We start from the raw sequence: 14,643 nt of genomic DNA on the forward strand, positions 1-14,643 counted from the left end.
AGGTAGAGGGCCCGAGAGGGCGCGGATTCTAGAGGGCCATTATTTGGCCTGCAAGCTTTGGATCCAAAAAATGTGAGGGTGATCCCGCAGGCAATAAAAAAGCCCCGCCGGGGGTAAACCCGGCGAGGCTTTATATGCCGTGAGCGATTACAGGCCGGCGGCGGTGCGCAGGTCGTTGGCGCGATCGGTTTTTTCCCAGGTGAAGGTGGTGAAGGTGTCGTCGCCGACAGTCTTCTGCGCAGGGGTACGACCGAAGTGGCCGTAGGCTGCGGTTTCCTGGTACATCGGGTGCAGCAGGTCGAGCATGGTGGTGATCGCGTAAGGACGCAGGTCGAAGATCTCGCGCACCAGCTTGACGATCTTGTCGTCGCTGATCTTGCCGGTACCGAAGGTATTCAGCGAGATCGACGTAGGCTGGGCCACGCCGATGGCGTAGGACACCTGGATCTCGCAGCGCTCGGCCAGGCCCGCGGCGACAATGTTCTTGGCCACGTAGCGACCGGCGTAGGCCGCCGAACGGTCAACCTTGGACGGGTCTTTGCCGGAGAACGCGCCACCGCCGTGACGGGCCATGCCGCCGTAGCTGTCGACGATGATCTTGCGACCGGTCAGGCCGCAGTCGCCCACCGGGCCACCAATGATGAACTGGCCAGTCGGGTTGATGTGGAACTGGGTATCCTTGGACAGCAGTTCGGCCGGCAGCACGTGCTTGACGATCAGCTCCATCACGCCTTCACGCAGATCAGCGTAGGAAACGTCCGGGTTGTGCTGGGTCGACAGTACAACGGCGTCGATGCCGACGACTTTGCCGCCTTCATAGCGGCAGGTCACCTGGGACTTGGCGTCCGGGCGCAGCCAAGGCAGCAGGCCGTTCTTGCGGGCTTCAGCCTGGCGTTGCACCAGCTGGTGCGAGAAGGTGATCGGCGCTGGCATCAGCACGTCGGTTTCGTTGCTGGCGTAGCCGAACATCAGGCCCTGGTCGCCGGCGCCCTGATCTTCAGGCTTGGCACGGTCGACACCCTGGTTGATGTCAGGCGATTGCTTGCCGATGATGTTCATCACGCCGCAGGTCGCGCCGTCGAAGCCGACGTCGGAGCTGGTGTAGCCGATGTCGGTGATCACATCACGAACGATCTGCTCCAGGTCAACCCAGGCGGTAGTCGTTACTTCGCCAGCGATGATCGCTACACCGGTTTTCACCAGGGTCTCGCACGCCACACGGGCGAACTTGTCTTCAGCAATGATGGCGTCCAGCACCGCATCAGAAATCTGGTCGGCGATTTTGTCCGGATGCCCTTCAGACACGGACTCGGAGGTGAAAAGGGAGTATTCGCTCATCTCGATGTTTTCCTGAAATTTACCGATGGTGAGTGTCGCCAGCCGGCCGCTGGAAATGGCGGACCTGGATCTGGAAACCATTACGTAAACCTACATAGAGGCTTTCCCCGGGAACGAGTCCCGCAGCGGTGGCCCAACGGGCCAGATCGTCCTGTTCAAAACCCAACCAGAGATCACCGCAGGCCTCCCTGGCCCAATTCTGGTTGTGGCTGCATAAATCTGTGACCAGCAGGCTACCGCCGGGTTGCAGCAACTTCGCCATCTGCTTGAGGGCGTCTGCGGGGGCAGCGAAATGGTGCAGCACCATATTCAGCACCACGCAGTCGGCCTGCAGACTGTTGTGATTGAGCGCATCCGCCAACTGCAGGCGCACGTTGCCCAATGCTTCACGCTCGCACAGCTGGCGTGCCAGTTCGAGCATGGCCGGGCTGTTGTCCAGCGCCGTGACTTGCTGGAAACGCCGCGCCAGTTCTGGCAGGAAACCGCCATCGCCAGGGCCCACTTCGAGTGCCGTGGCTTCATCACTGAAGCTCAGCTTGTCCAGCAGCGCCAGTACGCTGTCGCGGTATTGCGGCAAACCTGCGATCAGGTCCTGCTGGGCGCGAAACTTCTCGGCAACCCGGGTGAAAAAATCCTGGCTGGCGGCGGCGCGCTGACCATGGACCTGACCGATGCGCGACTGCACGTCGCTGGGCAGGGCCAGGCTGTCGACTTCTTCGAGCAGGGCGGCGTGCAGCTTGCCGCCGAGCAACTCGGTGTGGGGCAGGGCGCGACGGTAGAAAATCGCATTGCCTTCGCGGCGGGTGGCTACCAGGTCGGCCTGGGCCAGTACCTTCAAATGGTGGCTCATGCCGGACTGGCCGATGGCGAAGATCTGCGCCAATTCCAGTACGCCGAACGAATCGTTGGCCAGTGCGCGCAATACGTTCAGGCGCAACGGGTCGCCAGCGGCCTTGCACAAGGCTGCCAGGTCATCGCCGTCGTCAGGACGCAGGGAGGGCACGGGTAGATTCATAAGGCCAGCAGTCTAGTGACGAGGTGAAGACCTCGCAAGGCCAATATCAAAAAGTTTTGATATTGAACGATAAGTGGCAGTTATAAGCAGCCGCTATAACCTTTAGACGAACCGGTCGGTCTTTTCTGCAAGCGATTGCCGCGCAAAGCACAGGAAAAACACCCACAAGTGACTATCTGTCATTGCCCGCAGGCGGTGGCTGAGGGAAAATGCCGGTCCTTTTTTCCGTTTCTTTTATTCAAACCCCAGGAGATCAGCGATGCCCAGCCGTCGTGAGCGTGCCAACGCCATTCGTGCCCTCAGCATGGATGCCGTGCAAAAAGCCAACAGCGGCCATCCCGGTGCCCCGATGGGCATGGCGGATATCGCCGAGGTACTTTGGCGTGACTACCTGAAACACAACCCGAGCAACCCGTCGTTCGCCGACCGTGACCGCTTCGTGCTGTCCAACGGCCACGGCTCGATGCTGATCTATTCGCTGCTGCACCTGACCGGCTACGACGTCACCATCGATGACCTCAAGAGCTTCCGCCAGCTGCACAGCCGCACCCCGGGCCACCCGGAATTCGGCTACACCCCAGGCGTCGAGACCACCACCGGTCCCCTGGGCCAAGGCCTGGCCAACGCCGTTGGTTTCGCGCTGGCCGAAAAAGTCCTGGGCGCGCAGTTCAACCGCCCTGGCCACAACATCGTCGACCACCACACCTACGTGTTCCTGGGTGATGGCTGCATGATGGAAGGCATTTCCCACGAAGTCGCGTCCCTCGCCGGCACCCTGGGCCTGGGCAAGCTGATCGCCTTCTACGATGACAACGGCATCTCCATCGACGGCGAAGTCGAAGGCTGGTTCACCGATGACACGCCCAAGCGTTTCGAAGCCTACAACTGGCAGGTGATCCGCAACGTGGATGGCCACGATCCGGAAGAGATCAAGACCGCCATCGACACCGCGCGCAAGAGCGAGCAACCCACCCTGATCTGCTGCAAGACCACCATCGGTTTCGGCTCGCCGAACAAGCAGGGTAAAGAAGACTGCCACGGCGCCCCACTGGGTGACGCGGAAATCGCCCTGACCCGCGAAGCGCTGAAGTGGAACCACGGCCCGTTCGAAATCCCGGCCGACATCTACGCCGAGTGGAGCGCCAAGGAAAAAGGCCTGGCGACCGAAGCCGAGTGGGACCAGCGTTTCGCGGCCTACTCCGCCGAATTCCCTGAGTTGGCCAACGAACTGGTACGCCGCCTGGCCGGTGACCTGCCTGCGGACTTCTCGGAAAAAGCCTCGGCCTACATCGCCGAAGTCGCGGCCAAGGGCGAGACCATCGCCAGCCGTAAAGCCAGCCAGAACACCCTGAACGCCTTTGGCCCGCTGCTGCCTGAGATTCTCGGCGGCTCGGCTGACCTGGCCGGTTCCAACCTGACCCTGTGGAAAGGCTGCAAAGGTGTCTCGGCCGAAGACGCCAGCGGCAACTACATGTACTACGGCGTGCGCGAGTTCGGCATGAGCGCCATCATGAACGGCGTGTCCCTGCACGGCGGCCTGGTGCCTTACGGCGCGACTTTCCTGATGTTCATGGAATATGCGCGCAATGCCGTGCGCATGGCCGCATTGATGAAGAAGCGCGTGATCCACGTGTACACCCACGACTCCATCGGCCTGGGCGAAGACGGCCCGACGCACCAGCCGGTCGAGCAGTTGACCAGCCTGCGCACCACGCCGAACCTGGACACCTGGCGTCCAGCCGACGCGGTCGAATCCGCAGTGGCCTGGAAACACGCGATCGAGCGTAAGGACGGCCCTTCGGCGCTGATCTTCTCGCGTCAGAACCTGCAGCACCAGGCGCGTACCGACGCGCAGATCGCCGACATCAGCCGTGGCGGTTATGTGCTCAAGGACTGCGTCGGCGAGCCGGAGCTGATCCTGATCTCCACCGGTTCCGAAGTCGGCCTGACCGTCCAGGCCTACGACAAGCTGACCGAGCAAGGCCGCAACGTGCGCGTTGTGTCCATGCCGTGCACCAGCGTGTTCGAAGCCCAGGACGCCGGCTACAAGCAATCGGTATTGCCACTGCAGGTCAGCGCGCGTATCGCCATCGAAGCGGCTCACGCCGACTACTGGTACAAGTACGTGGGCCTGGAAGGCCGCGTGATCGGCATGACCACCTACGGTGAGTCGGCGCCGGCGCCAGCGTTGTTCGAAGAGTTCGGCTTCACCCTGGAAAATATCCTGGGCCAGGCTGAAGAGCTGCTGGAAGACTAAGGCTGTAGATTGAGGTGGCTGTACTGACGCCTTCGCGAGCAAGCCCGCTCCCACATTAGATCGGGTTCACATGGTTGCAATTGTGAACCCATTCCAAATGTGGGAGCGGGCTTGCTCGCGAAGGCAGTCTGGCAGACACCCCATTACCCAAGGTAATCGAGAACCCCATGCCCCAACCGCGTCCTTACAAAGTTGCACTCAACGGCTACGGCCGCATTGGTCGTTGCGTCTTGCGTGCTCTGTTCGAGCGAGGGGCGGCGGCCGGGTTTGAGATTGTTGCTATCAACGATTTGGCCGACATGGCCAGCATCGAATACCTGACACGCTTTGACTCCACTCACGGCCGCTTCCCCGGCGAAGTGCGTGTGGAAGGCGATTGTCTGCATATCAATGGCGACTGCGTAAAAGTATTACGCAGTGCCACCCCCGAGGGCATCGACTGGGCGGCGCTGGGCGTTGACCTGGTGTTGGAATGCTCCGGTGCCTACCACACCCGTGCCGATGGCCAGCGTTTCCTCGACGCCGGCGCACCGCGTGTGCTGTTTTCCCAGCCGATGGCCAGCGAGGCGGATGTCGACGCCACCATCGTCTACGGCATCAACCAGGATTGCCTGACCGGCACTGAGTTGCTGGTCTCCAACGCGTCCTGCACCACCAATTGCAGCGTGCCGCTGTTGCGCCTGCTGGATCAGGCGATTGGCCTGGATTACGTGTCGATCACCACGATTCACTCGGCGATGAACGACCAGCCGGTGATCGATGCCTATCACCACGAAGACCTGCGTCGCACGCGCTCGGCGTTCCAGTCAGTGATTCCGGTGTCCACCGGCCTGGCTCGCGGTATCGAGCGACTGTTGCCGGAACTTGCCGGGCGAATTCAGGCCAAAGCCGTACGGGTGCCGACGGTGAACGTGTCCTGCCTGGACATCACCATGCAAACCGTCAGCGATACCGACGCGACGGAGGTCAACCGGATCCTGCGCGACGCCGCCACCAGCGGCCCGCTCAAAGGCCTGCTGGCCTACACCGAGTTGCCCCACGCCAGTTGTGATTTCAACCATGACCCGCATTCGGCCATTGTCGATGCCAGCCAGACCCGCGTTTCCGGCCCGAGGCTGGTGAACATCCTGGCCTGGTTCGACAACGAATGGGGCTTTGCCAACCGAATGCTGGATGTTGCGGAACATTATCTGCACATCGCCTCTAAACAACCTCAACAGTAATTCAGGAACTGCGACCCATGACCGTGTTGAAGATGACCGACCTCGATCTGCAAGGTAAGCGCGTACTGATTCGCGAAGACCTCAACGTCCCAGTCAAGGACGGTGTTGTCACCAGCGATGCGCGAATCCTGGCCTCGCTGCCGACCATCAAGCTGGCCCTGGAAAAAGGCGCGGCCGTGATGGTCTGCTCGCACCTGGGTCGTCCGACCGAAGGTGAGTTCTCCGCCGAGAACAGCCTCAAGCCGGTAGCCGATTACCTGAGCAAGGCCCTGGGTCGCGACGTGCCACTGGTCGCTGATTACCTGGGTGGCGTCGACGTGAAGGCCGGCGACATCGTGCTGTTCGAAAACGTGCGCTTCAACAAAGGCGAGAAAAAGAACAGCGACGAACTGGCCCAGCAGTACGCTGCGCTGTGCGACGTGTTTGTGATGGACGCCTTCGGCACCGCCCACCGCGCCGAAGGTTCGACCCACGGCGTGGCCAAGTTCGCCAAGGTCGCCGCTGCTGGCCCACTGCTGGCCGCTGAACTGGATGCATTGGGCAAGGCCCTGGGCGCGCCGGCACAGCCAATGGCCGCCATCGTGGCCGGCTCCAAGGTCTCGACCAAGCTGGACGTGCTCAACAGCCTCAGCCAGATCTGCAACCAGTTGATCGTCGGCGGCGGCATTGCCAACACCTTCCTGGCCGCCGCCGGCCATCCGGTAGGCAAGTCGCTCTACGAGCCGGACCTGCTCGACACCGCCCGCGCCATCGCCGCCAAAGTCAGCGTGCCATTGCCGGTCGACGTGGTCGTGGCCAAGGAATTCGCTGAAAGCGCCGAAGCTACCGTCAAGCTGATTGCTGATGTGGCTGCCGACGACATGATCCTGGATATCGGCCCACAAACCGCGGCCAACTTCGCTGAACTGCTGAAAGCCTCGAAGACCATCCTGTGGAACGGCCCGGTCGGCGTGTTCGAGTTCGACCAGTTCGGCAACGGCACCAAAGTGCTGGCCAAGGCCATTGCCGAAAGCTCGGCGTTCTCCATTGCCGGTGGTGGCGACACCCTGGCCGCCATCGATAAATATGGCGTTGCTGACCAGATCTCCTACATTTCTACCGGTGGCGGCGCGTTCCTCGAGTTCGTCGAAGGCAAAGTCCTGCCGGCCGTTGAAGTGCTGGAAACCCGAGCCAAAGGCTGAGGCTCGTGATCCGGAAAAGGAGTATTCCCATGATCAAGCCGTTGGCATTGATGATCGCGGCGGGCCTGTTGGCCGGCTGCGGCAGCACGCCAAGCAGTGTGCCGGAGGCCGATAAGCCCACCCCGGCGCAGAAAAAGAGCTGTTATCAGGCGGACTGGCAGGCCGAGACCATGCCGGTGATCAACAAGCGCATCGGCAACGAGCGGCTGGAGAAATACGACGCCGCGCCCAACGGTCAGGAACAGGGTTGCCCTTGACGGGTCAGATCAACTAACCGACAGCAATGACGGCGCTTTGGGCCGTCGTTCGAGGATTGGCAATGAAAGGCGTTTTCGCCCTGGCAGCCCTGGCCCTTCTGGCCGGTTGCAGCAGCATGAACATGTTCAACAAGGCAGAGCCTGCCGATAAATGGACCACTTGGATTTGCGACAGCAAGGCCGAGGTGAACTGGCGCTTTGCCAACCAGGCCCGCAACGAGGTGGATGTTCGCCTCGGTGGTTCGGACCAGGTTTATCGCCTTAAACAGGACGTTGCCGCCTCGGGCGTGCTTTATAGCAACGACCAGTTGGCGTTCCACACAAAAGGTGAGGAAGGCCTGGTTTACTGGGTCGCCACTGATGATTTGATCGGGCGCGGCTGCAAGGCCCAATAGTGAGATCACTGAAGATCAAATGTGGGAGCGGGCTTGCCCGCGAAAGCGGTGTTTCCGATTGGAATTTGAGTTCAGCTCATCAGCAATAACGATTCAGCCGGTCAGATGCACTCACCCTGACCTGCAATAACTTGAATAGCAGCCGCCGCTACGGCAGGCTTGCACGATTAACGACCCTCGACCGGGAGAGACAACACAATGGCACTTATCAGCATGCGTCAAATGCTGGACCACGCAGCCGAGTTCGGCTACGGCGTCCCAGCCTTTAACGTCAACAACCTTGAGCAGATGCGCGCCATCATGGAAGCCGCTGACAAGACAGACTCCCCGGTGATCGTCCAGGCTTCGGCCGGTGCGCGCAAATACGCCGGTGCCCCGTTCCTGCGTCACCTGATCCTCGCCGCGATCGAAGAATTCCCGCATATCCCGGTGTGCATGCACCAGGACCACGGCACCAGCCCGGACGTGTGCCAGCGTTCCATCCAGCTGGGCTTCAGCTCGGTGATGATGGACGGCTCCCTCGGTGAAGACGGCAAGACCCCGACCGACTACGAATACAACGTACGCGTCACCCAACAAACCGTGGCCATGGCTCACGCCTGCGGCGTTTCGGTTGAAGGCGAGCTGGGCTGCCTGGGTTCCCTGGAAACCGGCATGGCCGGTGAAGAAGACGGCATCGGCGCCGAAGGCGTGCTGGATCACAGCCAGATGCTGACTGATCCGGAAGAAGCCGCCGACTTCGTCAAGAAGTCCCAGGTTGATGCCCTGGCCATCGCCATCGGCACCAGCCACGGCGCCTACAAGTTCACCAAGCCGCCTACCGGCGACGTGCTGGCCATCGACCGCATCAAGGAAATCCACAAGCGCATCCCTAACACCCACCTGGTGATGCACGGCTCTTCCTCGGTTCCGCAAGAGTGGCTGGCGATCATCAACCAGTACGGCGGTGACATCAAAGAAACCTACGGCGTACCGGTTGAAGAAATCGTCGAGGGCATCAAGTACGGCGTGCGCAAGGTCAACATCGACACCGACCTGCGCCTGGCCTCCACCGGTGCGATGCGTCGCCTGATGGCCACCAACCCGAGCGAATTTGACCCACGCAAATTCTTCGGCGCTACCGTGACTGCGATGCGTGATGTGTGTATTGCTCGCTACGAAGCGTTCGGCACCGCCGGTAACGCTTCGAAGATCAAGCCGATCTCCCTGGAAGCGATGTACCAGCGTTACCTCAAGGGTGAGTTGAACGCCAAGGTGAACTAAGCCTCAAGCGTTAATAAAAAACCCGCAGAAATGCGGGTTTTTTATGCGCGACGCTTAGTGTGCAGGCGCCCCGCTTGCCGGCGATGGGCGCCTGAAGCCTGAGGACGACCCTGCGCACGCCATCGCCGGCAAACCGGGCCACTACGGGCACGTGCTGAAGGGGCTGGAGATGAGACGCCGCTCAGTCGTGGTCAATGTCCAACTTCGCAAACGTCACCCGCGCGCCTTCCTTGCTGTTGCCACTGTTGTCCTGCACATACGCGCCGGCCTTGAAGTACAGCGGCTTGGCACCCCACGCCGCGCCGATGCGCTCGTTCCACTCACCGTCGGCGGCATACACACTCAGCAGCCCGGCCTTGTTCAGGTTGATGACGTAGGTGAAGGTTTTCTCCAGCGGCACATTCGAGGCGACGATGATCACCCGGCCTTCGTCCTCGTCCGGGCGCATGCGCACTTTGGCGACGATGTTGCCGGTCTGGGTTTTTTCCTTGAATTGATACTCCAGCTTGATCAGCGGTTTCTGGCTGTCATAGGCGTGAATCTGGCCGATGACGATCTTGCCGCTGGAGGGCACCTGGTTGACGGCCAGGGTGGCGCGCAGGAAATTGTCGGCGTCGGGGTAGGTCCAGTTGCGCAAGCGGCCGTCGGCGTAGGTTTCGCGCAGTTCGCTGCGCGGGTAGACGGCGTTTTCGGTGCGGGTACCGGTGACGGGGGTCCAGAATTGCACATTGCTGCCTTCGGCCTGGAAATATTGGTCCTTGAAGCCGCTAAGCAGTTTCGGGGTGTCGATGGTCGCGGGGGGCGAGCCAACGGGAATGCTCAGGTTCCAGGTAGAGAGGTCGATCATGGCGTAGGCCTTTTTACAGAGGGGTGTAGGCTATGGCCCTTAGGCCAGACAGGTTCTTTATAGGCCGTAGTCCTCCGCTTGTTAATTAATCGCTGGCAAATTATTGGCGCCAGAGGAATGCCAAAAAGCCATGTTTCCCATGAACCGTGGCCTGCAGGCACTGACCGTTAGTCGGCTTCCTGAGCTTTGGCGCAATGATGGCACTTAGGTTACTTCTGATTTTTCGGAACCGGGGCTAGAGTGAGGCCTCAGTGTTTGTCCGGGTTTTCTCCCAGAAGTGACCGGAGTGGGCTCCCAAGGAAGAGATGTAGCATGGAATGCGCTCCACACCACGGCGATAGCAGTTCGGTTCTTTTGGTGGTCGATGACTACCCGGAAAACCTGATCAGCATGCGCGCACTTTTGCAGCGGGAAGACTGGCAGGTAGTCACCGCCGGTTCCGGCCTGGAAGCCCTCGAGTTGCTGCTGGTACATGAGGTCGATCTGGTGTTGCTCGACGTGATGATGCCCGGCATGGACGGCTTTGAAGTCGCGCGCCTGATGCGCGGCAGCCAGCGCACTTGCATGACGCCGATCATCTTCCTGAGTGCCAATGCCCAATCCCCGGCTGCTGTGCTGGAAGGCTACGCCAGTGGCGCCATCGACTACCTGTTCAAACCCTTCGACCCGCATATCCTCAAGCCCAAGGTCCAGGCGTTGCTGGAGCACCAGCGTAACCGCCGGGCCTTGCAGCGCCTGAGTCATGACCTGGAATCGGCGCGCGCCTTCAACGCCTCGGTACTGGATAACGCCGCCGAAGGCATCCTGGTGGTGAGCGAAGGTGGGGTGATCGAATACGCCAACCCGGCGATCTCGCGCCTGCTCAATGCCACGATCCATGAGCTGCAGGGCCAGGAATTCCTCGGCTTTCTGCAAAAACCGCATATCCCTACGTGGCTGGAGTCGCAGATGTATGCCGGGTTTCGCAAAGGCGAAACCTGGCGCCTGCACGACGCCATCCTGCGCACCGGCCGTGGCCAGCAAGTGCCGGTGGCGTTGTCGTGTGCGCCGTTGCCGACCGAACAGAAGGCCATGGTGGTGACCGTGCTGGACATGTCCGAGGTGCGTCACCTGCATCAGCAGTTGGAGTTCCAGGCGGTCACCGACCCGCTGACCGGCCTGCTGAACCGGCGCGGCTTCTACCAGACCGTCGAGAACACCTTGCTGCGCAGCGAGCGCGCGGAACATTGCCTGGTGCTGCTCTATCTGGACCTCGATGGCTTCAAACGGGTCAACGACTCCCTGGGTCATGACGCCGGCGACCGGGTGCTGCGCTGGGTCTCGGAGCAATTGCAGGGTTGCCTGCGCTCCGGTGACATTCTGGGCCGCATGGGTGGGGATGAATTTACCGCGTTGCTGGAGCTGGAATTCCCGGAGCAGGCGGCGAAGATTGCGGAAAAACTGATCGACCGGGTTTCGATTTGCCAGCAGGTGGATGGCCTGGATGTGATGCTGGGTGTGAGCATTGGTATCGCGATTTTTCCGGACTGTGGTTCGGACCTCAATGGCCTGCTGCGCGCTGCCGACATCGCCATGTACGAAGCCAAGCGTGCGGGGCGTCAGCAATATCGCTATTACGATCAGGAAATGAACGGCCGCGCGCGTTCGCGCCTGATGCTCGAAGACAGCGTGCGCACCGCCATACAAAACAAGGACTTCACCCTGGTGTACCAGCCTCAGGTGTCGCTGGCGGACGGGCGTCTGCGCGGCGTCGAGGCGCTGTTGCGCTGGCAGCACCCGAGTGTCGGCGATGTGCCGCCGGGGTTGTTCCTGCCGTTGTTGGAGGAGGCACGGCTGATCAGCCAATTGAGTGCCTGGATCTACCAGCAGGTCGCTGCCCAGCGCCAGGCGTGGCAAGCCACGTTCGACGATGATCTGGTGTTGAGCGTGAGCCTGAGCAGCAGCCAGTTCAATATGCCCAACCTGGCCAACCAACTGCAGCAGGTACTCGAGCGACATGGGCTGCAGGCGCGGCAGCTGGAGGTGGAAATCGGCGAGGACTGCTTGATGAGCAACCTGGAAGAGTCCGCCAAACAGCTCAAGTTGCTGCGTCGGATCGGCGTGCGCATTGCCCTCGATGACTTTGGCGCCGGCCAGTGCTCCCTGGCCCACCTGCGCGACCTGGCGTTCGACACGCTCAAACTCGATCCGCAATTGGTCGCACGCCTGCCGGGCTCGGCACGCGACGCGGCGATGGCGCGCAGCATCATCGAACTGTGCGGGCATTTTGATGTACTGGTGGTGGCCGAAGGCGTGGAAACCGCCGAGCAAGCCCACTGGCTCAAGACCAATGGTTGCGCGTTTATCCAGGGTTCCTGGGCAGCGCAGCCGTTGATGGCCGAGGAAGTGGTCGACTGGTCACGCACTCGCTTGCGCTGAATTCGTTACACTGGCGACCTTCCGAATTCTGTTGCCATACCCCATGACCGCGCTGAAATACCTCCAGGCCTACCCCGCAGCCCTTCAAGAGCAAGTGCGCCAATTGATCGCCAAGGACCAATTGGGCGCCTATCTGGAGCAGCGCTACCCCGAACGCCATGCCGTGCAGAGCGACAAGGCCCTGTACGCGTATGCCCTGGCCTTGAAACAGGAACACCTGCGCAACGCGCCGGCCATCGACAAGGTGCTGTTCGATAACCGCCTGGACCTGACCCATCGCGCCCTGGGCCTGCACACCACGATTTCGCGGGTGCAGGGCGGCAATCTCAAGTCCAAGAAAGAGATTCGCATCGCCGCGCTGTTTAAAGAGGCCGCGCCGGAATTTCTGCGCATGATCGTGGTGCACGAGCTGGCACACTTCAAGGAATCGGACCACAACAAGGCGTTCTATAAACTCTGCGAATACATGATGCCCGGCTACCATCAGGTGGAATTCGACCTGCGGGTGTACCTCACGTATCGCGACCTGCAGGGCAAACCCTGACCGCACAAGGCGACCGACCATGGATGTGAGCAAGACCAAGAGCAGCTTCTACCGCCGCCTGTACGTGGCCTACCTGATCGACAGCGGCCAGGCCAGCAGCGTACCGGCCCTGACCGACGCCACCGGTATGCCCCGGCGCACCGCGCAGGACACGATTGCGGCGTTGGCGGACCTGGATATCGTGTGTGAGTTCGAGCAGGAAGACGGCGCCCGTAACCATGCCGGGCATTACCGGATTCGCGACTGGGGTGCGATTGATCGGCGGTGGATCGAGGCGAATCTGGCGTCGGTGAAGCAGGTGCTGGGGTATCCCTGAAGGTCGGTGGTGAGTGCGCTGGCGCCATCGCAGGCAAGCCAGCTCCCACAGGGATCGCGAGGGGCCAACCCCTATCGCCCATGCCGCCGCTTCGCTGAAGCTCGACTGGTTGCTCCCACTTTTTGCTGTGTGCACACGGTTAAAGGTGGGAGCTGCCTGCGATGAGGCTCTCAGTCGCGGCGCATGCCGATGTGTGGAATGTCATCTTCCAGATACTCCTCACCCGCCACCACAAAGCCATACTGCCCGTAATAGCCCTGCAGGTGCGCCTGGGCCGAGAGAAAAATTGGCGTCTCGGGCCAGATATCAGCGATTTGCTTGAGCGCCTCGGTCATCATCCGATGCCCCAGCCCGGTGCCGCGCGCCACCGGTGCGACGATCACGCGGCCGATCACCACATCACCACCCTGGGACTCCGGGTCCAGCAGGCGCAGGTAGGCCACCAGTTCATTGTCCTGCCAGGCCATGAGGTGATGGGTGTCGCCCGACAAGTCCTGCCCGTCGAGGTCCTGGTAGATGCATTTCTGCTCGACGACAAACACTTCGTTGCGCAGGCGCATGATGGCGTATAGCTGCTCTTTGCCCAGCTCGTCGTGATGTTTGCAGACCCAATCAACTGTCATGGTGTGTTCTCGCATAAGTGTCAGGTCTGGATAGTAAGCGCGGCGGGTGAGTCTGTCTAAATCAGCTATTTTTGTAAGTGAAATCAATTTGCCATCATTGAGTGCATTCGCTGCCCGTTTCTTTGTGTAATCTGAGCTACTGTTAGAACCTCAGGCACCGCCTGGAACAAGTGCCCGCCAAGGACTTTGAGCATGCTGCGATTCACTCGTGTCGTTGCTTTGATTGGAGTGGTGTTGCTGGCGACGCCTGCGTTCGCTCAGCGTCTGCGCCTGGTGGCGGATGCCTGGCCACCCTTTACCGATGCCACCTTGATCAACGGCGGGCTGGCCACCGACATTGTCAGCACGGCCCTGGCTCGCGCGGGCTACGCCAGCGATTTCGAACAAGTGCCCTGGGCCCGTGCGCTGATGGGCGTCGGCGATGGCCGCTATGACGTGCTGGTCAATGCCTGGTACGACGATGCCCGTACGAAACTGGGCCAGTTCTCCGGCGAATACCTGCTTAACCGTGTGCGCTTCATCAAGCGCCACGACGACCCCATCGACTTCCAGACCCTTGAGCAACTGCACGACTACCCCGTCGCGGTGGTGCGCGGCTATGCCTATTCGGCGGCGTTCGATGCGGATGCACAGTTGCAGAAAGTCCCTGTGCATAACTTCGCCATGGCCGTGCGCATGCTCGCGGCGCAGCGGGTGCGGCTGACAGTGGAAGATGAATACGTGGCGCGCTATTACCTGGCGCGCGAATCGGCGCGGGTGCGCAATGCGGTGGAGTTTCTACCCAAGCCGCTGAGTGAAAACAGCCTGCATATTCTGGTCAGCCTGAAGAACCCGCAGCATGAGCAGATCGTTGCCAGCTTTGACCGGGAGATTGCCAAGATGAAGGCTGATGGCAGTTATGCGCGATTGATGCGGCAGCATGGGATGTAGCGTCCTCGGGGGCCCTATCGCCGGCAAGCCGGCGCC

Annotated in this window: 14 protein-coding genes; 10 read left to right on the top strand and 4 right to left on the bottom strand. The window is 61.0% G+C overall.

Going from position 1 to position 14,643, the window contains the following annotated elements; all coding sequences use genetic code 11:
- Positions 1-147 precede the first annotated feature (147 nt).
- Together metK and C9990_RS02005 are read right to left on the bottom strand one after the other, a co-directional pair.
- The gene (metK, locus tag C9990_RS02000) at positions 148-1,338 is read right to left on the bottom strand and encodes a methionine adenosyltransferase (RefSeq protein WP_034109862.1); all 1,191 of its coding nucleotides are present in this window, start codon (positions 1,336-1,338) and stop codon (positions 148-150) included.
- A gap of 19 nt (positions 1,339-1,357) precedes the next feature.
- Positions 1,358-2,353 (bottom strand): metalloregulator ArsR/SmtB family transcription factor, encoded by a 996-nt coding sequence (locus C9990_RS02005; protein ID WP_065904848.1) that lies wholly within the window; start codon positions 2,351-2,353, stop codon positions 1,358-1,360.
- Between the two features lie 259 nt (positions 2,354-2,612).
- On the opposite strand from C9990_RS02005, the gene tkt reads away from it, so the two are divergent.
- The 6 genes from tkt (at position 2,613) to fba (ending at position 8,929) form a co-directional block, all read left to right on the top strand.
- Positions 2,613-4,610, top strand: coding sequence for a transketolase (gene tkt, locus C9990_RS02010; RefSeq protein ID WP_106802419.1), 1,998 nt, complete (start codon positions 2,613-2,615; stop codon positions 4,608-4,610).
- 167 nt (positions 4,611-4,777) lie between these two features.
- Entirely contained in the window at positions 4,778-5,833 is a 1,056-nt protein-coding gene (epd, locus tag C9990_RS02015; protein WP_106802420.1) for an erythrose-4-phosphate dehydrogenase, read from the top strand.
- Between the two features lie 17 nt (positions 5,834-5,850).
- Positions 5,851-7,014 carry a phosphoglycerate kinase gene (locus C9990_RS02020; protein ID WP_106802421.1) on the top strand — a complete coding sequence of 388 codons (1,164 nt, stop codon included), beginning with the start codon at positions 5,851-5,853 and terminating at the stop codon, positions 7,012-7,014.
- A gap of 29 nt (positions 7,015-7,043) precedes the next feature.
- Complete coding sequence (locus C9990_RS02025) at positions 7,044-7,271, top strand: hypothetical protein (RefSeq protein WP_106802422.1); 228 nt, start codon at positions 7,044-7,046, stop codon at positions 7,269-7,271.
- Between the two features lie 62 nt (positions 7,272-7,333).
- The gene (locus tag C9990_RS02030; RefSeq protein ID WP_106802423.1) at positions 7,334-7,666 is read left to right on the top strand and encodes an MliC family protein; all 333 of its coding nucleotides are present in this window, start codon (positions 7,334-7,336) and stop codon (positions 7,664-7,666) included.
- Between the two features lie 198 nt (positions 7,667-7,864).
- Positions 7,865-8,929, top strand: a complete 1,065-nt coding sequence (gene fba, locus C9990_RS02035; protein ID WP_106802424.1) for a class II fructose-bisphosphate aldolase — start codon at positions 7,865-7,867, stop codon at positions 8,927-8,929.
- Positions 8,930-9,110: 181 nt separating this feature from the next.
- Here fba and C9990_RS02040 read toward each other — a convergent pair whose 3' ends face one another.
- Positions 9,111-9,776 (bottom strand): polysaccharide lyase family 7 protein, encoded by a 666-nt coding sequence (locus tag C9990_RS02040; protein ID WP_106802425.1) that lies wholly within the window; start codon positions 9,774-9,776, stop codon positions 9,111-9,113.
- A gap of 312 nt (positions 9,777-10,088) precedes the next feature.
- Between C9990_RS02040 and C9990_RS02045 the strand changes: the two genes are divergently transcribed.
- From C9990_RS02045 to C9990_RS02055, 3 genes are read left to right on the top strand one after another with little or no spacing between them, the layout of a single operon-like run.
- Positions 10,089-12,194 (top strand): bifunctional diguanylate cyclase/phosphodiesterase, encoded by a 2,106-nt coding sequence (locus tag C9990_RS02045; RefSeq protein ID WP_106802426.1) that lies wholly within the window; start codon positions 10,089-10,091, stop codon positions 12,192-12,194.
- Between the two features lie 43 nt (positions 12,195-12,237).
- Complete coding sequence (locus C9990_RS02050) at positions 12,238-12,738, top strand: M48 family metallopeptidase (RefSeq protein ID WP_010207148.1); 501 nt, start codon at positions 12,238-12,240, stop codon at positions 12,736-12,738.
- Positions 12,739-12,757: 19 nt separating this feature from the next.
- On the top strand, positions 12,758-13,054 hold the full coding sequence (locus tag C9990_RS02055; protein WP_065904835.1) for a helix-turn-helix domain-containing protein: 297 nt from the start codon (positions 12,758-12,760) through the stop codon (positions 13,052-13,054).
- A 170-nt stretch (positions 13,055-13,224) separates the two neighbouring features.
- Here the strand turns inward: C9990_RS02055 and C9990_RS02060 are convergent, their stop codons facing one another.
- On the bottom strand, positions 13,225-13,677 hold the full coding sequence (locus tag C9990_RS02060) for a GNAT family N-acetyltransferase (RefSeq protein ID WP_065904833.1): 453 nt from the start codon (positions 13,675-13,677) through the stop codon (positions 13,225-13,227).
- Positions 13,678-13,869: 192 nt separating this feature from the next.
- Here C9990_RS02060 and C9990_RS02065 point away from each other — a divergent pair, with 192 nt between their 5' ends.
- A complete protein-coding gene (locus tag C9990_RS02065) occupies positions 13,870-14,607 on the top strand; it encodes an ABC transporter substrate-binding protein (RefSeq protein ID WP_065904827.1) in 738 nt (245 codons plus the stop codon).
- Positions 14,608-14,643: the final 36 nt, after the last annotated feature.

The organism is Pseudomonas sp. S5D5 (assembly GCF_003013355.1).
Classification (GTDB): Bacteria; Pseudomonadota; Gammaproteobacteria; order Pseudomonadales; family Pseudomonadaceae; genus Aquipseudomonas; species Aquipseudomonas aylmerensis.